A 26,434-nucleotide genomic window follows, 5' to 3' on the forward strand; every position below is an offset into this window, starting at 1 on the left:
CTTATTTAGCCACATTAACAGATAATTCTTGGTTTTAGCGAAAATCTGGATTATGTTGCCTATCCGTTCATAAACAGTAACATTTTAATATCAGGAATATAACATGAACCCTATAGGTAATATCATGAAAAAAAATAGCAAAGAAACTAAAGAACAGGAAAATTTCTGGACTGATCGCAACTTCGCCCTTGAGGCGGTGCGGGTTACTGAGGCCGCCGCCCTAGCCAGCTTCGCTTGGATGGGAAAAGGCAAGGAAAAGGATGCTGATAAAGCAGCGGTCGGCGCGATGCGTGACGCTCTTAACAGCCTGTCAATTGACGGCACCATAGTTATCGGTGAGGGTGAACGTGATAAAGCTCCGATGCTTTATATCGGCGAGAAGGTTGGAAACGCCGCCGGAACTGGTCCAAAAATAGATATAGCGCTTGACCCGCTAGAAGGAACCACCATCTGCGCGCATGGCGGCGCTAACTCACTTACCGTTATCGCTATGGCGGAAAAAGGAGGATTCTTACACGCGCCAGATGTCTATATGAGTAAAATAGCTGTTGGTGGTGGTCTACCAGCAGGAGTAGTTGATCTAGATAATTCTCCACAACAGAACTTAAAAAGCTTGGCGAAAGCCAAAAAATGTGAAATTTCCGATTTAGTGGTGGTTATACTGGATCGTGATCGCCACAAGGAACTAATCGCCAAAACTCGTGAGGCTGGAGCTAGAATCCAACTTATCACTGATGGCGACGTTGCCGGTGTGATAGCAACCTCTCGTCCAAACACTGGTGTTGATATGTATGTTGGTATTGGTGGCGCGCCGGAAGGAGTGCTAGCGGCGGCGGCTCTGCGCTCAATCGGCGGGCAAATGCAAGGAAGGCTTCTCTTTACCGAAGACACAGAAAAAGAGCGCGCTAAACGCATGGGAATAGATGACTTATCACGCAAATATAACTTAGAGGATATGGCAAGCGGTGATGTTATGTTCGCCGCAAGTGGCGTTACTGACGGCTCTATGTTACGTGGTGTACGTCGTTTTAACGGTGGAGCTACCACTCACTCAATAGTAATGCGCTCAAAAACCGGAACAGTAAGGCTTATTGAGGCACAGCACAACTTCACCAGAAAAACTTGGATGGGTGGTATATAACTATCTTATACTCAGAAAATTCGGACAAAATATAGGTGGTAAAGTGGAGAATGAGAAACTTGTCGTCACGTCACCGTGTGATGGTGAAAAAATAGCCGAGCTTGAGGCTGATAATGGTAAGACGCTGGCTTATAAAATAAAGCAGGCAATTTCTGCCCAGAAAGAATGGGCTGGAGAGTCACGCGGTAACAGAGAAAAGTTTTTACTTACTTTAAGCTCAGCAATCACCGAGAAAAGGCAAGAGCTTATTGATATAATAGTTTACGATGCCGGAAAGACCGCGAAAGAAGCGGCGGCGGAAATAGATGGTGCCGCGTCAATTCTTAAAAAAACTATAGATGATAGCAAGCTTGCTGATCTAAACGGTATGATAAGAATAAAAGAACGACCACCGGTTGGTATAGCTGGTCTTATCACCTCATTTAATTTTCCGTTAGCGGTCGCTTACTGGACTATCGCCCCCGCCCTACTTGCCGGTAACGCTGTTATCTGGAAACCATCGGAAAAAACCCCGATGATCGCTGCCGCCGTCAAAGAGATATTTGATAAAGTAATGAAGGAATATAGTGATTTACTAAATATTATAATAGGCGGTAGAGATATAGGGCAAAGACTAGTCGCCCACGAACAAATAGATATGATAAGCGCGACCGGCAGCGTCGCCATGGGTCAAGGCATAAAGAATACTCTAGCGCAAAAAGAAAATAACAACATACCTCCAATATTAGAGCTTGGTGGTAATAATGGTGTTATAATATCTAATAAAATGAGCGATGAACATCTGAGCTGGTCAATAAACGCTATTACCTTATCATTTTTAGCTACCAGCGGGCAACGCTGTACTAACACTCGCCGCCTAATAGTACATAAAGATATATGCGAAAAAACTATTTCGCTACTGAAACAAAAAATAACAGATTTTCTTTCCACTAACGAAATAATTAGCCCAGTTACCGGTGAGTCCAATAAGTATGGCTATAGCTGTTTAATAGATGAGGAAAGTTTCCTAAATTTTGAGAAATCTAAAAAACAAGCAATTCTTGAGGGTGGCGAGATATTCGCTGGTGGTCGTCTGCTTAAAGAAAAATATCCCAGCGCTTATTATGTTGAGCCTTCACTTGCAATAATGTCTAAGCAATCAGCTATTATGCATAAAGAAACTTTCGCACCACTAATTTTTATTGTTAGTTACGACGATTTTAGTGAAGCGGTAGAATTACTAAATGAACCGGAAAACGCTGGTCTGGTAAACGGATTTTATACTCAGAGCCAACAAGAAGCTGAGATATTCGCCCATAGTAATAAGGCCGGACACACCCTAATAAATTCTCCAAAAGGCACAGGAACACCCGCCTTTGGCATGGGCTTTGGTGGCAATCGCCTATCTGGCGAAGGCGAGATACTAAACAGCTCTGACCCATTGCACCCTTTCACCAAAAGAACAAGTTTCAACCGTATCGCTATTAACAGCGAAATAAAGATGGACAAATAGTTCAACAAATAAAATCTTCTGTAATCTCAGAGTTAATTTGCAACTTTTTATGTCTTGAAGTAAATCCGCCAGTAATTTCAATATCAGACTTAGCTATTCTCCACCTCTTACTCAAAAACTTTATCAGCGCTTTATTAGCTTTACCATCTTCCGGTGGTGCCGCTATTTTTATCTTGATTTCCCTACAATTATCACTACCTACCCAGCCAACAATCTGGTTATTTGAAGAATTTGGTACAACGTGAATATTCAAAATCACGAAAAAAACTAAACGCTACGCTGCGGATAGCCCGCCTCAACAGTTGTTGGTTGCTTTTCAAGCTGCGGCGATGGCAAGTTAGAATAAGGATTCTCTACCTTTGGAGCATTTTCAGAGAGTGCGTGGATTATGTGATCCGCCCCTTCCTTCGGAAGTTCATAACGTATCGTCATCAGCCCACTTTCCGGACTATGGTCACAACTCTTATTATAGGCCTTCGGAGTATGAGCGGAAAGCTCAGGCATACTAGCTAACTCTTGCTTTATAGTATCATAAACCATAGAAGGATGATGCCGGTCAGTCTGTAATATCTTGATGGATAGCTCATCGCCATTACCATCGGCAGTCATACTCACCTGAAACTGTACGTTAAGTGGATTCAACCTGTGATGCTCATCACCAGACGTACCTATTATGGGCTTACCCGAAAGCTGTGATATTATCCTATCAGCAGCCTGTGACTCCTCCGCCATATCCTGAATCACTGTTGAATTAGCCAATTTAGTTGGTAGAACATCCATAACTATCAATAACCCCTGCAAAACCTTATGTTTTTTCTATTAAGAATAATTATCATAATTACTTATTTATGTAAAGATTTTAACGCAACTTCACCACTATGCTATAAAAATAAGGGTAAAGTCACGTAAATATCTTATAAACATTTGACCTTACAGTAAAAAACCATTAGTTAGCATGGTTTACAACCAACTAAAAACTAACTAATAGAAATATAGAACTATGCATGTTTTCCGTACCCATAATTGCTCACAATTAAGAAAATCAGACGTAAAAACAACCGTAAAGCTTTCTGGCTGGGTTCACCGCAAACGTGATCACGGCAACCTCCTATTTGTGGATCTACGTGACCATTATGGAATAACTCAACTGGTCGCGTCACAAGGTGATAAGTCATTTGACACTCTGTCAGATGTCCGCCTTGAAAGCGTAATAACTATTGATGGTGAGGTAGTGGAAAGAGCGGCGGAAACTATCAATAACTCCTTACCAACTGGAGAAATAGAAGTAGCGGTAGATAGTTGTATAGTTGAGTCAGCGGCAGAAACCCTACCATTACAAGTAAATCTTGACCGTGAATTCCCAGAGGAAACCCGCCTTAAATACCGCTTTCTTGATTTGCGCCGTGAGAAGGTCCACAAAAACATCATGCTACGCGCTCAGGTTATCTCTTCTATCCGCAACAAAATGACCGAACAAGACTTTACCGAGTTCCAAACCCCAATTCTTACCGCCTCCTCACCGGAAGGAGCGAGAGACTATCTGGTGCCATCACGTATCCATCCGGGTAAATTCTATGCCCTACCGCAAGCCCCGCAACAATTCAAACAGTTGTTGATGGTATCTGGCTTTGATAAATATTTCCAGATAGCTCCCTGCTTCCGTGATGAGGATGGTCGCGCTGACCGCTCACCAGGTGAGTTTTATCAACTTGATATGGAAATGTCCTTCGCCACTCAAGATGATGTTTTCGCGGCGATTGAACCGGTACTCCACGATATATTCACCAAGTTTAGCGATAAAAAAGTAACTCCGGCTCCTTTCCCTCGTATTACCTATAAGGAAGCCATGCTAAAATACGGTAGCGACAAACCGGATTTGCGTAATCCTATCTTACTTAGCGACGTAACTGATGTGTGGAAAGGTTCCGGATTCGGAATATTTAATAAGGTAATTGAAGGCGGTGGTGTGGTAAGAGCGATTCCAGCACCAAACTGCGCTGAAAAGCCACGCAGCTTTTTTGATAATATGATTGAATACGCCAAAACACTTGGCGCGAAAGGTCTTGCCTATATAATTTTTGAAAGAGATGGACAGGCAAAAAGCCCTATCGCTAAATTCCTTAACGAGGAAAAATTACAAGAACTCAAACAAACCACCGGAATCAAAGATGGAGACGCTGTGTTCTTTTCAAGCGGTAGTGAGCTGGAAGCAGCAAAGCTCGCGGGTTTTATCCGTAACCATCTTGGTGAGCAACTAGACTTGCTGGAAAAAGACGTTTTCAAATTCCTCTGGGTTGTTGATTTTCCATATTTTGAGTATGACGAGGAAGAGAAAAAAATCATCTTCAGCCATAATCCTTTCTCTATGCCACAGGGCGGAATGGACTCTCTACTAAACAAAGATCCACTGGCAATACTGGCCTATCAGTATGATATTGTCTGCAACGGTATTGAGCTTTCCAGCGGTGCTATCCGTAACCACAAGCCAGAATTAATGTATAAAGCCTTTGAGATAGCCGGATATAGCGCGAAAGAAGTTGATAACCAGTTTGGCGGCATGATCTCCGCTTTCAAATTTGGCGCACCACCACATGGTGGAATAGCACCGGGTATTGACCGTATCGTAATGCTACTCGCCGATGAGCCAAATATCCGTGAGGTCATCGCCTTCCCAATGAATCAGAAAGCTGAGGATCTGCTGATGCAAGCTCCTAATATAGCGGATGAAAAACAGCTAAGAGAACTGAACATCCAGCTTTCAGCTAAGGCAAAGCAAACCATCGCTGAAGAGACTGAAAAGCTTGATAATAACGCAATATCAGGAGAATAATAGGCAATTATAGATATATTTTAATTGTTTTTTCACTGATATTTAACCCGATATTTATCCTTGCAAGTCATAATGACATAAGTTAGTCATGTGCCTTGATTATTGTTTCTTAGTTTGCGTAGTTGTTAAAAATATGGATAATTCAACTGAAAAAATGGCAATAAGCCGCCGTAACCTTATTATAGGAACCGCTTCTGTAGCCGGACTGGCGCTTGTTCCAGAACAATTGCTCGCTGGTATTTCACGTAAATCTAAACGTAGCTTGTATCACAGTTCACGTTTCCTTGCCTTTGAGAATTTACATACAGGGGAAATGGCAAAATTCACCTATTGGGAAAATGGTCGCTATATCAAAAGCACGTTGTCAGAAATAAACCATATATTGCGAGACCACCGTACCGATGAGGTCGCTCGCATTGACGTTAACCTGCTTAACCATCTTTTTGCCCTACACGCTAAGCTGGACTCTAAAAAACCTTTTCAGATAATATCTGGTTATCGCTCTCCAAAAACCAACGCTAAATTACGCCGCACCAGCAGTGGGGTAGCGAAAAAGAGCTTACATATGCAAGGACGCGCTATTGACGTAAATATAGAAGGTGTAAGCCTATCGCGTCTAAGAAAAGCCGCTATTGACATGAAATTCGGTGGCGTTGGCTATTACCCAGAATCTAGCTTTATACATATTGATACTGGCGATATTCGTCAATGGGGATAGCTCTAGCCCCTATTCCCTGAATCCTCAGTTCTCCAACTCCTTTAAACTCTTACTTCTTGCTAGAGGATGATGCTCACGTACCAGTTTTGACAATCTATCAGCGGCGACATGTGTATATATCTGGGTGGTTGAAACATCACTATGTCCAAGCAACTCCTGTATTACCCTCAGATCCGCTCCTCCCTCAAGCAAATGCGTAGCAAAAGAGTGACGCAACGTATGTGGTGATATTTTTTGTGGATCAATACCCGCATTAATAGCTAATTCCTTTAACATAACACCAAATTGCTGACGGGTTATATATCCATCCGCGCGGTGATAAGGAAACAACCATACTGATTTTTCTTTTTCCTGAAGAAATCCATCCCTCACCTCAAGATAACGGTTAAGCGCTATGCGAGTACTATTATTTATTGGAACTATCCTCTCTTTATTTCCTTTACCCTTAACTATAATGAAATCAGCTTTTACCTGCTTACTATTCTCACTTACTTTAAGTGCTGAAAGTTTAAGACTCACCAACTCAGAAACCCGTAACCCCGCCCCATAAATAAGCTCCAACATAGCGTATAATCTTACTGACTGCGCAGATTCATCAATAATAGCGGTATGTATCAGTGCTAGCACCTCCTCCTTACTTAAAGTGGAAGGCAGCCTTTTAGGTAATTTTGGTGTCTCTATGGTTATGGTCGGGTCATCAGAACGATAATTCTCACTATAAAGAAAAGAAAAAAACTGGCGAAGGGCGGATAATTTTCTGGCAATCGTCGGCGTGCTCATCCCATCACTAGAAAGAGAAGCCAAAAATTTCTCTATTTTATTACTTGAAATCCGCAATATTTTCTCTTTTTTTTCCAAACAGTAACGTAGAAAATCCGAAAGATCTCGCCTGTAAGCAAGCAAAGTTCCGCCTGCTATCGCTCTTTCCGAGACCATCATTTCTAAAAATTGCTCTAGTAAATTCTCATCTTCTCTGTTGCTTTTCATAATGGCTAATCAAATAAAAACTGGAAGTTTACATCTGGAATAACTATAAATTACAATAACAGAACTGTTATGTCATCCTGAATGAATATGAGGGTTATTTACATTTTGATCATCCTGCTGATAGTATAATGATAGAGCTGGATAACCAAGATCCCTCTACTAAGCTCGGGATTGTAAAAGTCAAATAATTCGGTGTCAGATTTTGTAAAGTCACTAATTGAGTCAAACTTTATAAATGAGGCAACGCATGAGCAAACAAGAATTACGCAGTGGCAAGGACAGAGTTCTTGAGTCAAGCACAATAAAGCGGATGGAGTTTTTATGTTCGGAATATGAATTAATTAAGGCAAAGCGACACACAAGATTTTGTTTTGTCAGTGAATTTTATAAATTTCATAATCTAACCCGTCAGAATTTCATAAAATACTATAATCGTTACAAAAGTAGTGGTTCTAAATTAGAATTATTGCCTCAAAAACGCGGTGCTAAATATAAAACTAGGAGAATTTTACCTCATATAGAACAACAGATTATAGGCTTACGGCAAAAAGGTTTGAATCGTTTTGAGATACATGCTGATTTACAGATTTCTGAACATGAAACTCGTCCTTGTCCTAGCACTATTTATAATATAAGCAAAAAACATGGATTTAACAGATTGCAGCCAAGAATGATGGAAGAAAAACGCAAGATTATCAAAGAAAAAGCCGGTGAGCTAGGGCATATAGATTGCCATTACCTACCCAAAGGCATGATTTCCGGTGATAATAAACGTTATTATCTGGTGGGGCTGATTGACCATAAAACTTCTCTAGCGTGGTGTGAGGTTATTCCTGAAGTTACATCGCTAAATGTGATGTTTTCTACAATGAAGCTACTTAATTTATTCAAGAAAGAGTTTGGTTTTGATTTTGTTGAGATACTAACGGATAATGGTTCAGAGTTTGGCAGTGGTAGTAACGATCCAGCAACTATTAAGAAAAATCCTTTTATGCGTCTGCTTTTTGAACTTAAAATAAAACATCGCCGAACTAAACCTTACAGACCACAAACTAACGGAAAAATAGAGAGATTCTGGAAAACAATAGAAGAAGATTTGCTGCGTGAAATGGTATTCGACTCGCTAGACCAGCTCAAAAATGAAGTGTTCGAGTATATGACTTACTACAACTACGCAAGACCTCACTCCGCCGCAAATGGAAAAACTCCTTCTCATCTTATTGGAAAAAATATAACATGAAACAGATTACAAAATCTGACACCGAATTATTTGACTTTTACAGGGATGACAATAAAAAAAATATTATAATATAATCAATAAGCTTTTAATAACTAAATGACCAAACAGCCTGAAAATAAAGCTCCTGATTTTATCTCAAAGCCGGTAGTTCTAGTCGGACTTATGGGCGCGGGAAAATCCACAGTCGGACGCAGACTAGCTGCCTCTCTTGGCATACAATTCATAGATTCTGACAATGAGATAGTAGAAGCCGCCGGATGTAGTATATCAGATATTTTTGAAAGTTATGGTGAGGAGATTTTTCGTGATCTTGAGCAGCGTGTAATATCAAGATTAATTAGCTCTGAGCCATGTATTATAGCAACCGGAGGCGGTGCTTTCATCCAACCTCACATACGTGAAATTATAAAAAACAACTCAACATCAGTATGGCTTAGAGCCGGTTTTGAGATATTGCTTGAAAGAGTATCAAGAAAAGACAACCGCCCTCTTCTTAAAACCGGTGATAAAAATGAAATACTAAAAAAACTTATGCAACAAAGATATCCAATTTATGAAAAAGCCGATATTACAGTGGATAGCGATACTGGAACTCATGAGTCAGTAGTGGTAGGAATCATTGAAGAGCTAAAAAACTGGCATGCTCGCAACCAAACAACCAAGTAAAGTTAAAAATAATGACCGAAAAAATACAACTAAATATAGCCCATCATAATTACGACATAATAGTTGGTGATCGCCTGATAAATAAAGTTGGAAAATATATATCACCCCTCCTTAAAAATAATCAGGTAATAATAGTCAGTGACGAAAATGTGGCAAAGCTGTATTTGCACAGACTATCTAACTCTCTTGAGGAAGAAAAAATAAATTTCCGCTCACTGGTAGTTCCCGCTGGAGAATCCACCAAAAGCCTATCCTCATTCAACAAACTTATAGAAGATCTTCTCGCGCAAAATCCAGATAGGAAAACAACCCTAATCGCACTTGGTGGTGGTGTTGTTGGTGATATAACAGGGTTTGCCGCCAGCGTCCTACTACGCGGGGTTAATTTCATTCAGATTCCAACAACCCTACTTTCGCAAGTAGATAGTTCTGTTGGTGGCAAAACAGGGATAAATTCTTCTTTCGGTAAAAATCTTATTGGTAGTTTCCATCAACCAATACTGGTTTTATCAGACGTATCAACCTTAAATACACTTGATAAAAGGGAGCTAGCCTCAGGATACGCGGAAGTGGTAAAATATGGGCTAATAAATGATGTTGAGTTTTTTAACTGGCTGGAAAAAAACGCTTCTGAAATGCTCTTAGGAAATAGTGAACTTAGAAAAGAGGCTATAGTAAAAAGCTGCCGCGCGAAAGCCTCCATAGTAATCGCTGATGAAAAAGAGAGGAACATAAGAGCGTTCCTTAATCTTGGCCATACCTTCGCCCACGCTTTTGAGGCAGAAACCGGATATAGCGATGAATTACTACACGGAGAAGCCGTAGCTATTGGCATGAGTCTTGCTTTTAAGGCTTCCGTAAAACTTGGTATATGTCCTGATGATGATTATAATAGAGTAAAGAATCACTTAAATGACATAGGACTAAATACTTCCTTACTAACTATAAGAAAAAACTGGGATATTAATAAAATTATGGAACATTTCAGCAGAGACAAAAAAGCGGTTGGCGACCGCCTTACCTTTATCCTTACAAGAGGAATTGGCAAAGCCTTTATAGCAAGTGACGTAAATCCCGATATAATATATAAAACATTGCAAGAAGCGTTATCAGAATAAAGTGACCTCTATGGATAATGAATTGATATTTTACCTTATCACAATAGTTATATTATTAATCCTCTCTGGTTTATTCTCAGCCGCTGAAACCGCCCTTACCGCAGTATCGAGAGCGCGTATATATCAACTCATGATGAATGGCGACAAAAAAGCAAAAAAAGTAAATAAAATAAAAGAACAAAAAGAAACTATGATAAGCACCATCCTGCTTAGTAATAACGCAGTGAATATCGCCGCATCAGCGCTTGCCACCGCACTCGCCATCCGCCTGTTTGGTGATGGAAGTGGTCTTCTAATAGTAACAGTAGTAATGACATTGCTAGTTGTAATATTTAGTGAAGTGTTACCAAAAACTTACGCTATCCAGAACGCCGAGAAAGTATCCCTTGTTTTTTCTACACCCCTTGCTGTGTTAATGCGCTTATTTATCCCCCTTACCATCAGCATCCAATTTATTATCATAAGACTCATGAACGTTCTTGGAATGAAAAACCCTAAAAACAGTATGGTATTTGCTGGAAATGACGTAGTACGTGGTACGATAGAACTACAACATCGTGAGGGAAAACTAATAAAACAAGATCGTGACATGCTTGGTAGCATACTAGATCTTAACGATGTGGAAATAAAAGACATAATGATCCACCGCAAAGAAGTACAAACTCTTGATTGTGAATTACCGGTAAATGAATTCATAGAAGAAGCCATATCAACCCAGCATACCCGCATTCCCATATGGAAAGAACAAACTGATAATATTATTGGAATACTTCACGTAAAAGACCTGATAAAATTGATAAGAGAACATGGTGATAACCTTACCATACGTTCTATCTTGGAAATATGCTCTGATCCTTGGTTTGTACCAGAAATCACCAACTTAAGAGACCAACTTTTAGAATTCCGCAATCGCAGACAACATTTCGCTTTGGTAATAGACGAATATGGCGACTGGCAGGGAATAGTCACACTGGAGGATATTATTGAGGAAATAGTCGGCGATATAGAGGATGAACACGATGAGATAGACAATAACATCCAAAAAATTAAAGATGGTAGCTATATTATAAATGGGAACGTTACTATCAGAGATATTAATAGACATCTTAGCTGGAACCTTCCTGATGATAATGCCTCTACCATCGCTGGACTTCTAATACATGAAGCTCGTACAATACCTGACGTTAACGAAACCCACAATTTTCATGGATTTGACTGTACTGTCCTTAAAAAATCTGCGACGCAAATAACCCGTGTAAAAATGACTAAACATCAAGATGCGGAAAATGACTACACAGTTTGATTATCCACAAAAAATTAAACTGATGAAATGAGCAAAAACGATTATATAATAGAATATATAAAAATCGGTAATTCGGTTAAGGTAACAGCCTTTGATCCAAAAACTCTAAAGGAAGTATCTATAATAGGCGCTGTTGGAACAGATAAAAAACAATTAGCCGAACTTGCAATCCGCAAACTTATTTATATGATAGATAAAAATAGCGAGTAATGTCTTATAAATTTCAAAAATGCTAAACATAGTAGCAAATAGATTCAAATTATGGCTCTAAAATCATATATAAAAAAAATATTTTCTACGAAGAAAAAGAAAAATAAAAAGCGTAGAACCAACAGCAAAAAAACTGGGAATACCAGAAAAAACTATGGCAGCACCGGCAAATCATCAGCAAAGAAAAAAGTAAGTACCGCAAATAGCCGTCTTGCTGTATATCCATCATACCGTCGCGGGCAACATCGTAGCCTAAAACAAAAAATCTTTATATTCTTATTCAAAATATCATTACTCGGAGCTGTTATAGTAGCCATTATCATAGGCGCAGTAATGGTTAGCCTTCCACCTATAGATAAGCTGAATAAACTAAATAAATCACAAAGCATCCTGATAAAATCTGAGGATGGTGAGATAATAGGCAGCTTTGGCGATGTTTACGGAGAATATATACCATATAGTGAGCTACCACGCTCGTTAATAGACGCGGTTGTTGCGACTGAGGATAGAAGTTTTTTCCAACATTTTGGTATTGACCCTATAGGGCTCGCGCGCGCTACCATCACCAATATATCAGCAGGCAGAGTGGTACAAGGCGGCAGCACCATAACCCAGCAAGTAGCGAAGAATGTTTTCCTTACTCCAGAAAGAACTCTTAGCCGTAAATTCAGGGAAATATTACTTGCCTTCAAGCTAGAATATAAATTTTCCAAGCAAGAAATACTAAGTATTTACCTTAACCGTGTTTATCTTGGCTCTGGAACTTATGGCATAGACGCGGCTGCAAAACGTTATTTTGAGAAATCAGCTCGTGATCTTAATCTCGCTGAATCAGCCATTATCGCCGGACTGCTTAAAGCACCATCACGCTATGCTCCAAACCGTAACCCTAAAAATTCCCAAAAACGCGCCAATCAGATTCTGGTTAACATGAAAAATGCTGGCTATCTCAATGATAACCAACTGCGAAAAGCTCAGCTAAAATTAAACAGCTCTATGAAAAATCGTAAGCCAAACTCCCAAAATAGCCTATATTTCGCTGATTGGATAGTAGACCGAATCCCTGAATATGTAGGTAATATAAATGAGGATTTAGTGGTAATAACCACCTTAAATCCTGACTGGCAGAATATAGCGGAAAAATCTATCAACGAAATAATAGAAAAAAATGGTAAAAAATTACATGTGCAACAAGCCGCTCTTATATCTATGTCACCTGATGGAGCGGTAAGAAGCATGATGGGAGGAACAAGCTACGCCGAAAGTCAGTATAACCGAGTAACCCAAGCACAAAGACAACCAGGCTCAGCTTTTAAGATGTTCGTTTATCTCGCTGGCCTTGAAGGAGGTTTTTTCCCTGAAAGCTTGGTCGTTGACGAACCAATAAATGTTCCACTGGCAAGCGGAAAAACTTGGCGACCTAAAAACTACAGCCATAAATATAAAGGAACCATGACTGTAAAAGAAGCTCTTACCGAATCAATAAACACGGTCGCCGTACAGATAAGTGAGGCAGTCGGTTATGACAAAGTAATAAATGTCGCGCGCAGACTGGGAGTTACCTCTGAAATACCAAGACTTCCTAGCATAGCGCTTGGAGCTGTTGAGATTTCCTTACTTGAAATCACTAACGCCTACGCTCACCTAGCTAATAACGGAAGAATAATATCGCCATATGGTATATTAGAAATACGCGACACTAAAAATAAAGTAATATATAAGCGCCCACCACCACGCAGAGGGGCTGTGCTTAGCAGCAATAATGTAGCGATGATGAATGAAATGCTAATGGACGTAATTACCAAAGGAACCGGAAGAGCGGCAAATATAGGAAGGTCAGCCGCTGGTAAAACTGGTACTACCTCTGATTATCGTGACGCTTGGTTTATTGGCTATACACCAGACTTAGTAACCGGTGTCTGGGTTGGCAATGATGATAATTCACCGATGAAAAAAGTAACTGGCGGCTCACTTCCAGCAAGAATATGGCGAGAATATATGAAACAATCTCTTGCTAAAGTACCAGCGCATCAGCTTAATATCTCACCAGATTCAAGAACCGACCTGCCATGGCTAACCGACGGACAGAATGAAAATTCCTCAGGGGCAAGCGTTGAATTGGGAACTTCTTTCTGGGAAAAATTGGACAATATAAGGTAAGAGCTAAAGGTTAGTGATTAGTTTTAATTGCATTCACTAATCTCTTTGGCACCTAGCACCTAGCACCTAGCACCCAGCATCTAGCCCCTATAACCTAAGAGTATTTAAGCCTTAGTACAGCCGCTTGCAATGAGTTAACATCAGCTTTATCAGGTGAAATCGGAGCGCCACATTTAACCTCAACCGGTTGAGTAAATCTACGCGGTATAAATCTTTTCCATGATCCTCTGAATTTTCGTGAAAACACACTTCCCCAAAGACCAGATATTGAAATAGGTATAATCGGTACAGAATCCCTACGTATTATAAACTCTATGCCATGCCGAAAACGACCAAGTCCACCAGTAAATGTTAAATATCCTTCCGGAAATATACAGATAAGATCTCCAGCCTTTAGACCTTCAGATATAGCGTCAAACGCCGCTTCCACACTTTTACGATTAGGAGCTATAGGAATCGCTTTCGCCCTTCTCATTAAATGATTAATTAATGGCAGATTATAAATATCCTCATCAATAACATAGCGTACATGCCTGCCACAATTCTCATAAACACCAATATCTATAAGCGGTCCATCAACGTATGAAACATGATTACTTATCAAAATAGCACCACCACAATTCGGTATATTATCAAGACCTCTATAGCTCGGGCGATATATAAAACGGGTTAAATTATGGACTATCTTACGGTAAAATCTATCTATTCCAAAATTAATATTTGGCTTCCTACAACTATGTTTTACAAAATAACCTATATTATAACCATACATACAATCTTAACCTCTTAGCATAATTGTAACATAAAATTAACCAAAATAATAGATGTAAATCAGCTCAACTTATTGGTTTTTATAAAACTATACATAAAAAGCATTTTTTCTACTCCTCTTAACCTTCCATTAAAATATATAGGTTAGAGTTTTCTATAAATTCTTGGATAAACAATTAATTACAACTAAAAATATAGGTTGATTTTATGGCAGTAGATAAGTCTATGCGTATTTTGGTGGTTGATGATTACAACACCATGCGTCGTATTATAAAAAATTTACTAAAACAGCTAGGGTTTGACAATGTAGATGAAGCCGCTGATGGTGGTGAGGCTTTCAAAAAACTTCAGGATAAACCAGCAGGACTAGTTATATCTGACTGGAATATGGAGCCAATGACCGGGCTTGAACTGTTAAAGCTGGTACGAGCTGACGAAAAATTAAAAAACACTCCATTTATCATGGTAACCGCCGAAAGCAAGCCAGAAAACGTAATAGCCGCTAAAAAAGCTGGTGTAAGTAACTACATAGTAAAACCATTCAACGCTGAGACACTTAAAACCAAAATGACCAGCGTTATCGGTGAATTCTAGAATTTAACAAGGAGCATTGTCATGAGCGATATGCAATCAACATTAGGTAGAACTCTGCTTACCAGCATGATAAAAACACGTGAGAGCAAAGGTAAGATAACCTTACAAGATGTCGGTAATATCTTCATTAATCTATCTTCCTCTCTAAATCCACAAAATGGTCTTGCTGATAGTTTTGTCCATCAGGAAATCGCGAAGCTGGCGCAATATATCGGCGACGCTAAAAATGAGATTTTCGCGATTCAAACTAATGCTAAGGCTGAGGACGCTATTAACGATGCCTCCCTACATTTAGAGGAAGTAGTAAAAGCCACCGAAGACGCTACCAATACAATCATGGACGCGGCAGACGCTGTGCAAGGAGCTGCTAGTGGGATAGGAGGAGAAAACGAGCAAAAAATTATGGATGCTACCACCATTATTTATGACGCTTGCACCTTTCAGGACATTACCGGACAACGTATTCGCAAAGTAATTACCTTGCTTGAAAATATAGAGGATAGAGTAAGCAAACTTAATAATCTATTTGGGACAGCTCCTGAAATACAGCAAGATGGCGTGGAAAAAGATCCTACAAAAATAGAGCTTCCAGAAAATGATACAGATCTACTAAATGGCCCTCAACTTGCCGAGCAAGCCTCATCTCAAGATGAGATAGACGCATTGCTTGCAAGTATGAATTAGATAGTATAGATACTTCTATATCCTAATAAATATCATATAGTAAGCGGTAATAATATGGCAGATTTTCGCACTGAGTCCGACTCTTTCGGTAATATAGAAGTTCCATCTGATAAATATTGGGGAGCGCAAACCCAACGTAGCCTACAAAATTTCAAAATAGGTGACGAAACCATGCCAACGCCTTTTATAAAAGCGTTTGGTATATTAAAACTAGCCGCCGCTAAAGTTAACATACAACTTGGTGTGCTTGATAAAAATATTGGTGAGAAAATCATACAAGCGACTCAGGAAGTAATAGGTGGAAAAATGGAAGGAAATTTTCCTCTCGTAGTATGGCAGACCGGTAGTGGCACACAAACTAACATGAACACAAACGAGGTTATCTCCAACCGTGCCATAGAACTTTCCGGCGGTGTTATGGGTAGCAAAAACCCAGTGCACCCTAACGACCACGTAAATATGGGACAATCCAGCAATGATTCTTTCCCAACAGCCATGCACATAGCTGCCGCAAGTGAAATAAATAACCATTTAATACCCGCCCTTAAACATCTACACTCGGCTCTTGCTAAAAAATCTGAGGAATTCGCTGATATAATAAAAATCGGACGCACCCACTTGCAGGACGCTACCCCGCTTAAACTTGGTCAAGAATTTTCCGGCTACACCAAACAAATAGAAAACGCCATACGCCGTGCTAACTCCACCCTACCCGCCCTATATGAGCTAGCGCAGGGTGGAACCGCTGTCGGCACCGGAATCAATTCTAAAAAAGGCTTCGCTGAAGCCTTTGCTAAAGAAGTTGCGGAAATCACCAAACTACCTTTTGTTACCGCTCCTAACAAATTTGAGGCACTTGCCACTCACGATGCTATGGTGGAAGCTTCCGGCGTGCTTAATACCATCGCTGTTTCCATAATGAAAATAGCAAATGATATTCGCCTGCTTGCCAGTGGTCCACGTTGTGGTCTTGGTGAAATATCCTTGCCGGAAAATGAACCGGGAAGCTCCATAATGCCAGGAAAAGTAAACCCAACGCAAAATGAGGCGATAACTATGGTCTGCGCGCAGGTCATGGGCAATCACACCGCTGTTACCATCGGTGGCGCTAACGGGCATTTTGAGCTTAACGTGTTCAAGCCGGTTATAATCTACAATGTTCTACAATCAATCCGCCTCATCGCTGACGCTTGCGTAAGTTTCACTGATAACTGCGTGGTAGGAATTACCGCTAACCGTGAGCGTATAACCAAGCTGATGAATGAGTCACTAATGTTGGTTACCGCTCTTAACCCACATATCGGTTATGACAACGCCGCCAGAATCGCCAAGAAAGCGCATAAAGAAGGAACATCATTAAAAGAAGCCGGAATCGCTCTAGAACTACTCACCGCCGAGCAGTTTGATAAGTGGGTTATACCGGAACTTATGGTATCGCCTAGGGATTAAATAGCTCTTCCTGAAGACTTATAAATATTCATATTTTTAGCTGTTTTTACCATAACATCTACAGCACCAAAAGCCAATTTTCTACTTTCACTCTTGTTATCAAGAAAATAGTTTATTCCTATAGTTAAATCTTCTGGCACTGCTATTTCGGTATTTGAATCTCTATGATTTGAATACAAATTAACAATGGTCTCTGACACTTCACGCAAAGCTTTATTTACATAATCTTTTCCTGAGTCATAATTTGAATGAAATGGATAATTACCAACATCAAACGGCAATGGACTCCAAATATTTTTAAATTTTTGCGAAACCGCCTTCTTCATATCAAGGTAGTTTATCCCACTCATCATCAGTAAGCCTTCCCATACCAACTACTTACCTCTACCCTGCGATCTACCATCAATCTCCACCTTTTTATTTACCATCGCCTGAAATACCGCTTCCGCTTGCCGATCAGACAATCCACCCTGCTCTTTTAAGGTATCAAAAATTTTTTCAATTCTATCTCTATCTTGTGGAATAGCTATAGCTATAACAGTCGCTTGCGTTTGTATCGCGCCTTTTGCCTCATTGGAAACGTTATCACCCAACGCACCTATACCAGCCTGCTGAATTTCCTTTGCTTTATCAGGCAAACCCTCAGCCCATTTTCTAGGCTCCGCATTATCATTCATTATAAATTCCTCCTCATCTTATTATATTAAGGAGCAATATATCACTGAAAAATATTATTGAAAGTTAATACTTACACGGACTCAATTATTGTCGCAATCCCCTGCCCACCGCCTATACACTGGGTGGCAAGCGCGTATTTTTTACCATGTTTTACAAGTAGTTGCGCGGCTTTTCCGGTAATACGAGCGCCCGACGCGCCAAGCGGATGTCCTAACGCTATCGCCCCACCATCCAAATTGACCTTATTTTCATCTATCCCCAATTCTTGGATAACCCCCAATGCCTGCACGGAAAAAGCCTCGTTAAGCTCAATAATGTCAATATCAGTGATACTAAGACCTGCTCTTTTCAAAGCCTTATTGGTCGCCTCTACCGGTCCTAACCCCATAATTTCCGGCTCAATACCAGAAGTCGCGAAACTTTTTATCCGCGCGAGAATCGGTAGTTTGTGCTTTTTAGCGTAATCCTCACTACATACCAGCACCGCCGCCGCGCCATCAGTAATTGGTGAGGAAGTAGCGGCTGTGACAGTTCCGCCCGCGTCAAATGCCGGTTTTAACTCCGCCATTTTTTCCGCTGTGGTTTCTGGGCGGATACAACCGTCCTTATTTACATTTCCCGCCTTAGTTTCAATCGGCACTATCTCACCGGAAAAATCAGCGCCTGCCGCCTTTTGATGACTTTTAACCGCAAACTCCTCCTGCCTAGAACGTGGTATAGAAAGCTTTACGCAAACCTGTTCAGCGGTAAGCCCCATAGACATATAAGCCTGTGGCATTTCCTTGTATAAAGCCGGATTCGGCAGAGGATTAAAACCACCCATCGGCACTCGTGACATAGACTCAACACCAGCGGCTATAAACACCTCACCTGCCCCACAAGCTATTTTCCCCGCCGCCATATGGATAGTTTCCATAGAAGAGCCACAAAAGCGATTAACCGTAGCCCCGCTTACGCTCACCGGAAGTCCTGCCATAAGAGCGACCATCCGTCCAATATTCATACCCTGCTCACCTTCAGGAAAAGCGCAACCAACCAGCACATCCTCAATATCCGCCGAATTTACGCTCACTTTCGCAAGTAATCCCTTTATCACTTGCGCTAAAATATCATCAGGACGACTACGTGCCAACTCTCCCTTATGAGCTGGAGTAAATGGCGAACGGGCATATGCGCAGATTACGGCTGGGATGGTCATAAGTTCCTCCTATCACCTAAAGCAAAGTAGGGTTTATAAACATTGAGAAAGGAATTTTCCTAGGAAGGCAAGGAGAAGTGTACATTTTAGTACATAAGCCGAAGCCTGACGACGGAAAAAACTTAAATCAATGGTTATAATAACAAAAAAATCTTACTTTTTCCTTAGTTTATTGCTAAAAAGCAGGAAACGAGGAATATTTTATGCAAAATTTTGAGACAGACATAGTAATCATTGGCGCGGGACCAGTCGGGCTTTTCGCCATATTTGAGGCAGGAATGCTCAAGCTACGCTGCCATGTGGTAGACGCTCTTGATATCGCTGGCGGGCAATGTAGCGCGCTTTATCCTGAAAAACCGATTTATGATATACCCGCTCACCCTACCATTCTAGCTCAGGAGCTAATTGATAAATTACAAGCGCAAGCCGCCCCTTTTAATCCGGTTTACCATTTGGGACAAACCGTAGACAAAGTGCAAAAAACAGGGAATGGCTGGAGCATTGTCACCTCAAAAAATACCACGATAAATTGTAAGGCAATAATAATAGCCGCCGGTTGTGGAGCATTTGGTCCTAACCGCCCACCACTTGCCAACATTGAGGAATATGAGGGAAATAGCGTATTTTATCTGGTAAAAAAACGCGAGGACTTCCGAGATAAAAAAGTGGTTATCGCTGGTGGTGGTGACAGCGCGGTGGATTGGGCGATTTCCCTATCCGAGCTTACCGAAAAACTTTACATAGTGCATCGCAGAGCAAAATTCCGCTGCGCTCCTGAATCCGCCGATAAATTAAAACAATTAGCGGATAGTGGAAAAATAGAAATGGTCGTGCCATACCAGCTAGACTCTCTGGAAGGAAATGAAGGAAAGCTCTCATCGGTAATCGTATCCACATTAGAGGGAGAAAAACGAGCTTTAGAAGCGGATATTTTACTACCATTCTTCGGGCTTTCTATGGAACTTGGCGCGATAGCAAACTGGGGACTTAATATTGAGAACAAACATATAAAAGTCACCCTTCCCCATATGGAAACCTCTGAACAGGGAATTTTCGCTATTGGTGACATAGCCACTTATGAAGGAAAACTAAAACTTATCCTCTCCGGTTTCGCCGAAGCCGCGCAAGCAGTTCACGCCGCCCGTGCTTTAATTTATCCAGATGAGATATTACATTTTGAATACTCAACCACTAGCGGAGTGCCAACATCATGAAATCAATGTTATTTTTAGCGACTATATCTACATTCCTAACAATATTTCCTTACCATAATTCATATGCGGCGCGGAAAGAATGTGTTGCCGGTGGCTGTAGCGGTCAATTATGTCTAGAAGCTAGTGGCGAAATGCTGGTAGGAACCTGCGAATGGAAAGAAGAATACACTTGTTACAACACAGCGGCTTGTGAAAAACAGAGTGATGGCAAATGCGGATGGACAAAAACCGATGAGTTAGCGAAATGCCTAAAAGAAAAAGCACAACCAACAAAAAATACAAATACAGGTGAAAATAATGGAAACTAAGATAATTGATGGTAAAGCTTTTGCCGAGAAATTACGTAGTGACATCAAAAAACGTGTAGAAAAACTAAAAGCGGAAACAGGTAGCACCGCTGGTCTGGCAGTGCTATTGGTGGGAAATGATCCCGCCAGCGAGGTTTATGTCCGCAATAAAGGTAAGCAAACGATAGAAGCAGGCATGCGGTCATTTGAATATCAACTGCCAGAAACCACCAGCGAAGCGGAGTTACTTAAAAAAATTGATGAGCTTAATAATAATCCTGAAGTTCATGGAATATTGGTGCAGCTTCCACTACCGAAACATATAAATGAGGAAGCGGTAATAAACGCCATTTCACCACAAAAAGATGTTGATGGTTTTAATATCCTAAATGTTGGCAAACTAGCGACTGGCAGTGAAGGCTTTGTCCCATGCACACCACTAGGTTGCTTGATGTTACTTAAGGATTTTTTAGGAGATTTATCCGGCAAAAACGCGGTAGTAATCGGGCGCTCTAACATTGTCGGCAAACCAATGGCGAATTTACTGCTTAAAGAGAGCTGCACAGTAACCATTGCCCACTCAAAGACCAAAGATTTACCCGCCCTGCTTAAAAACACCGATATTGTGGTCGCCGCCGTTGGTCGCCCAAACATGGTAAAAGGACAGTGGCTTAAACAAGGGGCGGTGATTATTGATGTCGGGATTAACCGAATCACCTTAGAAAATGGTAAAACCAAGCTGGTTGGTGACGTTGATTTCGCAAGCTGTCAGGGTATCGCTTCCGCTATAACCCCTGTACCAGGTGGCGTTGGTCCCATGACCATCGCCTGCTTGCTGGAGAATACTTATCGGGCTTGTGTAAAGCAACTTTCTATTCCCTCTCCCTCTGGGAGAGGGCTAGGGTGAGGGTATGGATGAGTTTTCTATCATCTCTAAATATTTCAAACCGCTTGCCACTAAATTTATCGGAAGCCTTGCTTTATCCGATGACGCGGCGATAATCTCGCCACCTGAAAATTGTGAACTAGTTATAACCAAAGACGCTATTACTCAGGGTATACATTTTATTGGAAACGAACCACCTGAACTTATCGCCGGTAAAGCCCTTAGGGTTAATTTGTCAGACCTAGCGGCAATGGGAGCGACACCATTTTGCTATTTTCTTGCCCTGATGTTACCCAGAGATTTCCCTCACCCTAGCCCTCTCCCAGAGGGAGAGGGAACATATTACTGGATTGAGAAATTCACGGAAGGGCTAAAAGATACGCAAGAAAAGTTCAATATTTCACTAGCAGGCGGAGACACCACGTCAACTGAGGGAAACCTTACTATATCCATTACCGCTATCGGAGCTGTTCCGAATGGAAAAGCCCTCAGGCGCGATGGCGCTAAAGTAGGAGATGATATTTATGTATCAGGAACATTGGGTGATAGCGCGCTGGGGCTGGAGTTGCTTTTATCACACCAAGAACAGTCAAAAGATTTTGCGAAACGAGGTCAGCAGACCGAGTCAGTCCTGAGCTATGCCTCATGGGATTTTCAGGAGAAAATACCGGAGGCAATCATAAAAGAAAAAAACCTCATCAATCGTTATCTAATCCCCCAACCACGCCTAGAGTTAGGAATAGCGTTACGAGACATCGCAACCAGCGCGATGGATATTTCCGACGGGCTGGCGCAGGATATAGGACATATCTGCTCAGCATCTGGTGTTGGAGCTATTATACATGCGGATAAAATACCAAACTCAGGAGCGGATATACAAACCACCATAAGTGGCGGCGACGATTATGAGCTACTATTTACCGCTCCACCTGATAAAAAAAATATTATCGAAGAATTATCAAAAAAACTTTCACTACAAATCACCAATATCGGGAAAACAACCGATGAAAACAAAGTAAAAATACTTGATGAAAATAATAATATTATAGAATTACACAAGAAAGGATTTACGCATTTTTAGCCGAACAACACCGCTAAATTACCAGCACAGCGACACTTACCTAGCCTCCCCTACCGACCTTGCTGTGGCTTACCATTCTCCACTGGAGGAGTCGCGTCTGGCGGTAGCAATTCTAAAAGTTTCGAAGATATTGCCCTAAACGTGCTGTCCTTATCACGTCCTTCATCCACATACTCTATGCCTAATTTTCTAGCTTCATTAATAGCGCCTATCACTTTATCTATATTATCAGGAGTAACGGGAATTTTTAAGAAAGGAGCATTTTTATTATTACCCGTCAGTACGTCCAATGTACTAATCTCTTTCTTATTATTATAATCGTTATACGATAGCTCTAACTGATGCTCTTTTTTGCCAGAGTAATCTTTTTCTAGAACATTCTTTAATTTATCTGCCTCAATTCCAGAAATAGATAGACCATCTAATGACCTAATGACAAAAAATTAAAGCCAGGAATCCTATTGAATCCTCTGGTCGCATTATTCAAGTCTTGAACCTGTTGCTTGACCTTATCCTGAATTTGCTCTACAGGCAGATCAATATCTGGTCTATCATTAGACAATACCGGCTTGACCTGTATTGCCCCCGAGAGATTTTCTTCTACTGGTCTATCACTCACTACTTCTTCTCCTAAAAATCAACAAATTGAGCTGTGACCCATCATAGCACAACTAAATCCATAGAAAAAACAACTATTATATGACATTTATGTTACATATTAACAATATCTATAATACTGTAATATGGAAAATATAGAATTTTCTCACTATATTAGGAAAACTCCACCTGCCTACCAAACCACATCTGACGGTATGAGACAGCCTCAGCCACATGGTTTTGCCTTACAATCTCGCTTTTTTCAAGATCAGCTATGGTTCTTGCCACTCTTAACACCCGACTATAACCACGCATTGATAGGCGCAGCTTCTCAACCGATTGCTTTAATATACACTCGGCTTTTTCGTCAGTAATCACCAATTCCCTTAACATATCACCACTCAAATCAGAATTTGTGCGTCGCAAAATTTTTACATCACGAAAACGTATTTTCTGTAGCTCCCGTGCTTCCGATATTCTTTTTGCCACAATTGCGCTAGACTCCCCACCGCTGGTATTTAGCATATCAAGAGTGGATACCTCTGGCACCTCAATTACCATATCAAACCGGTCAAGCAATGGTCCTGATATTTTCCCCTGATAATCAGCGGCACAACGTGGCGCTTTATTACACGCCCTGCTCTCATCGCCAAGATAACCGCAACGACAGGGATTCATCGCCGCTATTAACTGAAAACGCGCGGGATAGGTAACATGCGCCTGTGCTCTTGCTACCGACACAGTCCCAGTTTCCAGTGGCTGACGTAACGACTCCAGCACAGCACGAGGAAATTCCGGTAATTCATCCAAAAACAGCACTCCATTATGAGCAAGAGAAATCTCACCGGGAAGCGCCCGTTTACCACCGCCAACCATCGCCGCCGGAGACGCGGAGTGGTGCGGATCCCGAAATGGTCGTAAACGTGATAAATTACCACCAGCAAGCTTTCCAGCTATACTATTTATCATACTTACTTCTAAAATTTCCTGCGAGTCCATCAGCGGCAAAATACTCGGCAAACAAGACGCTAGCATAGATTTACCAGCCCCCGGCGCGCCGATCATCAGCATGTTATGACCACCAGCAGCGGCTACTTCAAGCGCTCTTCTCGCGCTATACTGTCCCCTTACCTCCGCCATATCAATACCAAATACGGAAGTCGCGGCAACACCTCGCTCTGGCATAGTTAGAACCTGCGTACCCTTAAAATGATTAATAAGCGCAAGCAGCGAAGATGGAGCTAAAATATCGCCAATCCCAGACCATACCGCCTCACTCCCACATTCTTTTGGACAAATAAGTCCTTTGTCTTTTTCCAAAGCCAGCATCGCCGCCGGAAGAACGCCGGATACTGGAAGCAAACTAGCATCAAGCGCCAACTCGCCAAGCGCCAGATAAGAGTCTATCTCATCTTCAGCGAGCACTCCCATACTAACCAAAATCCCGATGGCTATCGGCAAATCAAAATGGCTTCCTTCTTTAAGAATATCCGCCGGTGCGAGATTTACCACTATCCTTTTAGCAGGCAGAGCAAGCCCCAGAGAATGTATCGCTGCCCGCACTCGCTCACGGGACTCAGCGACCGCCTTGTCCGGCAAGCCAACAATAGTAAAAACCGGTATCCCTGATGATAGTTGAACCTGCACATCAACTGTGCGTGCTTCTATTCCCTCAAAAGCAACCGTTGTTACGCGCGCGACCATTGAGCCCTCTTTAGCAAACGTGACGTTTCATATAACGGCAAACCCACAATATTTGAGTAAGAGCCGTTAATCCATGTGATAAACTCCTCCGCGCCCTCTTGAATAGCGTAGGCTCCCGCCTTCCCCTGCCAATTCCCTGTTTTTATATAAGCCGATATATCTTTATCATGCAACCGTGCCATTTTTACCCTGCTTACCACCGTAACAGTATGTTCTTTGCCATTATTTATAATACATACCGAACTATAAACCCGATGCCTGCACCCAGAAAGTAAGCGTAAATATTTTTCCGCTTCCTTCTCATCATCAGCCTTACCTAAAATACGTCTACCACAAACCACTATAGTATCAGCCGCCAGAACTAAACTTTTAGGATAATCAGATACTATCGCCCTTGCTTTTTCCATAGCCATCCGCAAGACATAGACTTCCGGTATTTCTTGTTTTCTCACAGACTCATCAATATTAGCGGCGATAACCTCATCAGGCGATATTCCTATTTGCTTAAGCAATTGCAAACGACGTGGCGAGGCTGACGCAAGTATAAATCTATTTCTCACGGAATTTAATGCGTCCTTTAGTCAGATCATAAGGGGTCATCTCCACCACCACCTTATCACCGGCAAGCACACGTATACGGTTTTTGCGCATTTTACCAGAGGTATGAGCAATCACCATATGCCCATTTTCCAACTCAACACGAAAAGTGGCATTTGGCAATAACTCCGTTACCTTGCCCGAAAATTCTAATAATTCTTCCTTAGACATAAAATCTTTCTGGTAGTTAGTATTTAGTAGTTAGTAATTGGTAATTAGTAATTAGTAGTTGCCATGTAGTCAATATAATTTACTAATTCCTGAAACTTGGCGACCTACAACTAAAAACCACTCTACCTTATATGCAAAACACAAATAAGTGTAAATAATCTTCTAGCGGTTGGCATATCAACCACTATCCTATCTCTTAATATATCCTGTAATCTCTCAGATCCTTCATTATGGATACCACGCCTACCCATATCAATTGCCTCTATCTTACTGGGGTTACCTGATGATATAGCCGCCTGATAGCTCTCAAAAATCATAAAATAGTCACGAATAATCCCTCTAAGAGGAGCAACCGACAATATAACCTTAGCGTCTTTCCCTTCCGCCGGAGAATAAACTCCAAGCACCAGCTTACCTTCCTCAATTGACAGATGAACATCATACGGACCACTTTTCATACAGCGTGGTTCAAAACAATTTTCATCCAAAATATCGGAAATAGCTAGATCACGCTCATTTTCCGCTTCTTTTGAACGTTTCTTCATGCTGCTTTCATCAAGCGTAATATTTGCTATTCTTTCTGGTTTCATAACATTATATATTATAACGGTGATAGTTATTAATAAATTAACGAAATACAGAATTCATCCGATTATCA

General features: G+C 41.2%; 30 protein-coding genes. 17 read left to right on the forward strand and 13 right to left on the reverse strand.

Annotated elements, in window-relative coordinates; translation table 11 throughout:
- Window positions 1–124: 124 nt before the first annotated feature.
- Both glpX and R3D71_09425 read left to right on the forward strand, forming a co-directional pair.
- A complete protein-coding gene (gene glpX / locus R3D71_09420) occupies window positions 125–1,141 on the forward strand; it encodes a class II fructose-bisphosphatase (GenBank protein ID MEZ5691865.1) in 1,017 nt (338 codons plus the stop codon).
- Complete coding sequence (locus tag R3D71_09425) at window positions 1,092–2,633, forward strand: aldehyde dehydrogenase family protein (protein ID MEZ5691866.1); 1,542 nt, start codon at window positions 1,092–1,094, stop codon at window positions 2,631–2,633. The genes glpX and R3D71_09425 overlap by 50 nt, the downstream gene beginning before the upstream one ends.
- A gap of 1 nt (window position 2,634) precedes the next feature.
- Here R3D71_09425 and R3D71_09430 read toward each other — a convergent pair whose 3' ends face one another.
- Window positions 2,635–2,892, reverse strand: a complete 258-nt coding sequence (locus R3D71_09430; GenBank protein ID MEZ5691867.1) for a DUF167 domain-containing protein — start codon at window positions 2,890–2,892, stop codon at window positions 2,635–2,637.
- Between the two features lie 8 nt (window positions 2,893–2,900).
- A complete protein-coding gene (locus tag R3D71_09435) occupies window positions 2,901–3,413 on the reverse strand; it encodes a hypothetical protein (protein MEZ5691868.1) in 513 nt (170 codons plus the stop codon).
- 220 nt (window positions 3,414–3,633) lie between these two features.
- Between R3D71_09435 and aspS the strand changes: the two genes are divergently transcribed.
- Window positions 3,634–5,463 carry an aspartate--tRNA ligase gene (gene aspS, locus R3D71_09440; protein MEZ5691869.1) on the forward strand — a complete coding sequence of 610 codons (1,830 nt, stop codon included), beginning with the start codon at window positions 3,634–3,636 and terminating at the stop codon, window positions 5,461–5,463.
- A gap of 133 nt (window positions 5,464–5,596) precedes the next feature.
- Window positions 5,597–6,181, forward strand: a complete 585-nt coding sequence (locus R3D71_09445) for a DUF882 domain-containing protein (protein ID MEZ5691870.1) — start codon at window positions 5,597–5,599, stop codon at window positions 6,179–6,181.
- 24 nt (window positions 6,182–6,205) lie between these two features.
- Here the strand turns inward: R3D71_09445 and xerD are convergent, their stop codons facing one another.
- The gene (xerD, locus tag R3D71_09450) at window positions 6,206–7,168 is read right to left on the reverse strand and encodes a site-specific tyrosine recombinase XerD (GenBank protein ID MEZ5691871.1); all 963 of its coding nucleotides are present in this window, start codon (window positions 7,166–7,168) and stop codon (window positions 6,206–6,208) included.
- A 247-nt stretch (window positions 7,169–7,415) separates the two neighbouring features.
- On the opposite strand from xerD, the gene R3D71_09455 reads away from it, so the two are divergent.
- The 6 genes from R3D71_09455 to R3D71_09480 all read left to right on the forward strand — a co-directional run bounded on the left by R3D71_09455 (window position 7,416) and on the right by R3D71_09480 (window position 13,865).
- Window positions 7,416–8,408, forward strand: a complete 993-nt coding sequence (locus R3D71_09455; GenBank protein ID MEZ5691872.1) for an integrase core domain-containing protein — start codon at window positions 7,416–7,418, stop codon at window positions 8,406–8,408.
- Between the two features lie 96 nt (window positions 8,409–8,504).
- On the forward strand, window positions 8,505–9,074 hold the full coding sequence (locus R3D71_09460) for a shikimate kinase (GenBank protein ID MEZ5691873.1): 570 nt from the start codon (window positions 8,505–8,507) through the stop codon (window positions 9,072–9,074).
- A gap of 11 nt (window positions 9,075–9,085) precedes the next feature.
- Window positions 9,086–10,192 carry a 3-dehydroquinate synthase gene (gene aroB / locus R3D71_09465; protein ID MEZ5691874.1) on the forward strand — a complete coding sequence of 369 codons (1,107 nt, stop codon included), beginning with the start codon at window positions 9,086–9,088 and terminating at the stop codon, window positions 10,190–10,192.
- A gap of 10 nt (window positions 10,193–10,202) precedes the next feature.
- The gene (locus R3D71_09470) at window positions 10,203–11,495 is read left to right on the forward strand and encodes a CNNM domain-containing protein (protein ID MEZ5691875.1); all 1,293 of its coding nucleotides are present in this window, start codon (window positions 10,203–10,205) and stop codon (window positions 11,493–11,495) included.
- Window positions 11,496–11,522: 27 nt separating this feature from the next.
- Window positions 11,523–11,705: a hypothetical protein gene (locus R3D71_09475; GenBank protein ID MEZ5691876.1), complete on the forward strand. Its 183-nt coding sequence runs from the start codon at window positions 11,523–11,525 to the stop codon at window positions 11,703–11,705.
- Window positions 11,706–11,756: 51 nt separating this feature from the next.
- The gene (locus R3D71_09480) at window positions 11,757–13,865 is read left to right on the forward strand and encodes a PBP1A family penicillin-binding protein (GenBank protein ID MEZ5691877.1); all 2,109 of its coding nucleotides are present in this window, start codon (window positions 11,757–11,759) and stop codon (window positions 13,863–13,865) included.
- Window positions 13,866–13,959: 94 nt separating this feature from the next.
- On the opposite strand, the gene R3D71_09485 is transcribed toward R3D71_09480, so the two are convergent.
- On the reverse strand, window positions 13,960–14,637 hold the full coding sequence (locus R3D71_09485; protein MEZ5691878.1) for a 1-acyl-sn-glycerol-3-phosphate acyltransferase: 678 nt from the start codon (window positions 14,635–14,637) through the stop codon (window positions 13,960–13,962).
- 206 nt (window positions 14,638–14,843) lie between these two features.
- On the opposite strand from R3D71_09485, the gene R3D71_09490 reads away from it, so the two are divergent.
- From R3D71_09490 to fumC, 3 genes are read left to right on the forward strand one after another with little or no spacing between them, the layout of a single operon-like run.
- Window positions 14,844–15,230: a response regulator gene (locus tag R3D71_09490; protein ID MEZ5691879.1), complete on the forward strand. Its 387-nt coding sequence runs from the start codon at window positions 14,844–14,846 to the stop codon at window positions 15,228–15,230.
- Window positions 15,231–15,251: 21 nt separating this feature from the next.
- Entirely contained in the window at window positions 15,252–15,914 is a 663-nt protein-coding gene (locus R3D71_09495) for a protein phosphatase CheZ (protein MEZ5691880.1), read from the forward strand.
- A gap of 54 nt (window positions 15,915–15,968) precedes the next feature.
- Window positions 15,969–17,363: a class II fumarate hydratase gene (gene fumC, locus R3D71_09500; protein MEZ5691881.1), complete on the forward strand. Its 1,395-nt coding sequence runs from the start codon at window positions 15,969–15,971 to the stop codon at window positions 17,361–17,363.
- On the opposite strand, the gene R3D71_09505 is transcribed toward fumC, so the two are convergent.
- From R3D71_09505 to R3D71_09515, 3 genes are all read right to left on the reverse strand, one after another.
- Window positions 17,360–17,737 carry a hypothetical protein gene (locus R3D71_09505; GenBank protein ID MEZ5691882.1) on the reverse strand — a complete coding sequence of 126 codons (378 nt, stop codon included), beginning with the start codon at window positions 17,735–17,737 and terminating at the stop codon, window positions 17,360–17,362. The two genes, fumC and R3D71_09505, sit on opposite strands and share 4 nt — an antisense overlap.
- Window positions 17,738–18,040 carry a hypothetical protein gene (locus tag R3D71_09510; protein ID MEZ5691883.1) on the reverse strand — a complete coding sequence of 101 codons (303 nt, stop codon included), beginning with the start codon at window positions 18,038–18,040 and terminating at the stop codon, window positions 17,738–17,740. It abuts the gene before it with no gap.
- A 71-nt stretch (window positions 18,041–18,111) separates the two neighbouring features.
- On the reverse strand, window positions 18,112–19,239 hold the full coding sequence (locus tag R3D71_09515) for a thiolase family protein (GenBank protein MEZ5691884.1): 1,128 nt from the start codon (window positions 19,237–19,239) through the stop codon (window positions 18,112–18,114).
- A 203-nt stretch (window positions 19,240–19,442) separates the two neighbouring features.
- On the opposite strand from R3D71_09515, the gene R3D71_09520 reads away from it, so the two are divergent.
- Genes R3D71_09520 through thiL form a run of 4 tightly spaced genes read left to right on the forward strand, consistent with a single transcriptional unit; the run spans window position 19,443 to window position 22,707 of the window.
- On the forward strand, window positions 19,443–20,453 hold the full coding sequence (locus tag R3D71_09520; protein ID MEZ5691885.1) for an NAD(P)/FAD-dependent oxidoreductase: 1,011 nt from the start codon (window positions 19,443–19,445) through the stop codon (window positions 20,451–20,453).
- Window positions 20,450–20,761 (forward strand): hypothetical protein, encoded by a 312-nt coding sequence (locus tag R3D71_09525; protein ID MEZ5691886.1) that lies wholly within the window; start codon window positions 20,450–20,452, stop codon window positions 20,759–20,761. Before R3D71_09520 ends, R3D71_09525 begins: the two co-directional genes overlap by 4 nt.
- The gene (gene folD, locus R3D71_09530; protein MEZ5691887.1) at window positions 20,751–21,647 is read left to right on the forward strand and encodes a bifunctional methylenetetrahydrofolate dehydrogenase/methenyltetrahydrofolate cyclohydrolase FolD; all 897 of its coding nucleotides are present in this window, start codon (window positions 20,751–20,753) and stop codon (window positions 21,645–21,647) included. The genes R3D71_09525 and folD overlap by 11 nt, the downstream gene beginning before the upstream one ends.
- 4 nt (window positions 21,648–21,651) lie before the next feature.
- Window positions 21,652–22,707 (forward strand): thiamine-phosphate kinase, encoded by a 1,056-nt coding sequence (gene thiL / locus R3D71_09535; GenBank protein MEZ5691888.1) that lies wholly within the window; start codon window positions 21,652–21,654, stop codon window positions 22,705–22,707.
- A gap of 50 nt (window positions 22,708–22,757) precedes the next feature.
- Here thiL and R3D71_09540 read toward each other — a convergent pair whose 3' ends face one another.
- The 6 genes from R3D71_09540 to R3D71_09565 all read right to left on the reverse strand — a co-directional run bounded on the left by R3D71_09540 (window position 22,758) and on the right by R3D71_09565 (window position 26,366).
- Window positions 22,758–22,997, reverse strand: a complete 240-nt coding sequence (locus R3D71_09540) for a hypothetical protein (protein ID MEZ5691889.1) — start codon at window positions 22,995–22,997, stop codon at window positions 22,758–22,760.
- A gap of 131 nt (window positions 22,998–23,128) precedes the next feature.
- Window positions 23,129–23,326, reverse strand: coding sequence for a hypothetical protein (locus tag R3D71_09545; protein MEZ5691890.1), 198 nt, complete (start codon window positions 23,324–23,326; stop codon window positions 23,129–23,131).
- 152 nt (window positions 23,327–23,478) lie between these two features.
- Window positions 23,479–25,008, reverse strand: a complete 1,530-nt coding sequence (locus R3D71_09550; protein ID MEZ5691891.1) for a YifB family Mg chelatase-like AAA ATPase — start codon at window positions 25,006–25,008, stop codon at window positions 23,479–23,481.
- Window positions 24,993–25,568, reverse strand: coding sequence for a Maf family protein (locus R3D71_09555; GenBank protein MEZ5691892.1), 576 nt, complete (start codon window positions 25,566–25,568; stop codon window positions 24,993–24,995). Before R3D71_09555 ends, R3D71_09550 begins: the two co-directional genes overlap by 16 nt.
- A complete protein-coding gene (gene infA / locus R3D71_09560; GenBank protein MEZ5691893.1) occupies window positions 25,558–25,776 on the reverse strand; it encodes a translation initiation factor IF-1 in 219 nt (72 codons plus the stop codon). The genes R3D71_09555 and infA overlap by 11 nt, the downstream gene beginning before the upstream one ends.
- A gap of 122 nt (window positions 25,777–25,898) precedes the next feature.
- The gene (locus R3D71_09565; protein ID MEZ5691894.1) at window positions 25,899–26,366 is read right to left on the reverse strand and encodes a UPF0262 family protein; all 468 of its coding nucleotides are present in this window, start codon (window positions 26,364–26,366) and stop codon (window positions 25,899–25,901) included.
- Window positions 26,367–26,434 lie beyond the last annotated feature (68 nt).

Source organism: Rickettsiales bacterium, from assembly GCA_041396965.1.
Taxonomy (GTDB): Bacteria; Pseudomonadota; Alphaproteobacteria; order Rickettsiales; family SXRF01; genus SXRF01.

What these genes read in the sequence shown, in the direction of transcription:
- R3D71_09460 (MEZ5691873.1), top strand. Translation starts at nt 8,505, where the DNA reads ATGACCAAACAGCCTGAAAATAAAGCTCCTGATTTTATCTCAAAGCCG.
- R3D71_09495 (MEZ5691880.1), top strand. Translation starts at nt 15,252, where the DNA reads ATGAGCGATATGCAATCAACATTAGGTAGAACTCTGCTTACCAGCATG.
- aspS (MEZ5691869.1), top strand. Translation starts at nt 3,634, where the DNA reads ATGCATGTTTTCCGTACCCATAATTGCTCACAATTAAGAAAATCAGAC.
- R3D71_09455 (MEZ5691872.1), top strand. Translation starts at nt 7,416, where the DNA reads ATGAGCAAACAAGAATTACGCAGTGGCAAGGACAGAGTTCTTGAGTCA.
- R3D71_09490 (MEZ5691879.1), top strand. Translation starts at nt 14,844, where the DNA reads ATGGCAGTAGATAAGTCTATGCGTATTTTGGTGGTTGATGATTACAAC.
- R3D71_09480 (MEZ5691877.1), top strand. Translation starts at nt 11,757, where the DNA reads ATGGCTCTAAAATCATATATAAAAAAAATATTTTCTACGAAGAAAAAG.
- R3D71_09515 (MEZ5691884.1), bottom strand. Translation starts at nt 19,239, where the DNA reads ATGACCATCCCAGCCGTAATCTGCGCATATGCCCGTTCGCCATTTACT.
- thiL (MEZ5691888.1), top strand. Translation starts at nt 21,652, where the DNA reads ATGGATGAGTTTTCTATCATCTCTAAATATTTCAAACCGCTTGCCACT.
- R3D71_09520 (MEZ5691885.1), top strand. Translation starts at nt 19,443, where the DNA reads ATGCAAAATTTTGAGACAGACATAGTAATCATTGGCGCGGGACCAGTC.
- R3D71_09470 (MEZ5691875.1), top strand. Translation starts at nt 10,203, where the DNA reads ATGGATAATGAATTGATATTTTACCTTATCACAATAGTTATATTATTA.
- R3D71_09485 (MEZ5691878.1), bottom strand. Translation starts at nt 14,637, where the DNA reads ATGTATGGTTATAATATAGGTTATTTTGTAAAACATAGTTGTAGGAAG.
- xerD (MEZ5691871.1), bottom strand. Translation starts at nt 7,168, where the DNA reads ATGAAAAGCAACAGAGAAGATGAGAATTTACTAGAGCAATTTTTAGAA.
- R3D71_09525 (MEZ5691886.1), top strand. Translation starts at nt 20,450, where the DNA reads ATGAAATCAATGTTATTTTTAGCGACTATATCTACATTCCTAACAATA.
- glpX (MEZ5691865.1), top strand. Translation starts at nt 125, where the DNA reads ATGAAAAAAAATAGCAAAGAAACTAAAGAACAGGAAAATTTCTGGACT.
- R3D71_09445 (MEZ5691870.1), top strand. Translation starts at nt 5,597, where the DNA reads ATGGATAATTCAACTGAAAAAATGGCAATAAGCCGCCGTAACCTTATT.
- infA (MEZ5691893.1), bottom strand. Translation starts at nt 25,776, where the DNA reads ATGTCTAAGGAAGAATTATTAGAATTTTCGGGCAAGGTAACGGAGTTA.
- aroB (MEZ5691874.1), top strand. Translation starts at nt 9,086, where the DNA reads ATGACCGAAAAAATACAACTAAATATAGCCCATCATAATTACGACATA.
- fumC (MEZ5691881.1), top strand. Translation starts at nt 15,969, where the DNA reads ATGGCAGATTTTCGCACTGAGTCCGACTCTTTCGGTAATATAGAAGTT.
- R3D71_09565 (MEZ5691894.1), bottom strand. Translation starts at nt 26,366, where the DNA reads ATGAAACCAGAAAGAATAGCAAATATTACGCTTGATGAAAGCAGCATG.
- R3D71_09475 (MEZ5691876.1), top strand. Translation starts at nt 11,523, where the DNA reads ATGAGCAAAAACGATTATATAATAGAATATATAAAAATCGGTAATTCG.
- folD (MEZ5691887.1), top strand. Translation starts at nt 20,751, where the DNA reads ATGGAAACTAAGATAATTGATGGTAAAGCTTTTGCCGAGAAATTACGT.
- R3D71_09435 (MEZ5691868.1), bottom strand. Translation starts at nt 3,413, where the DNA reads ATGGATGTTCTACCAACTAAATTGGCTAATTCAACAGTGATTCAGGAT.
- R3D71_09550 (MEZ5691891.1), bottom strand. Translation starts at nt 25,008, where the DNA reads ATGGTCGCGCGCGTAACAACGGTTGCTTTTGAGGGAATAGAAGCACGC.
- R3D71_09510 (MEZ5691883.1), bottom strand. Translation starts at nt 18,040, where the DNA reads ATGAATGATAATGCGGAGCCTAGAAAATGGGCTGAGGGTTTGCCTGAT.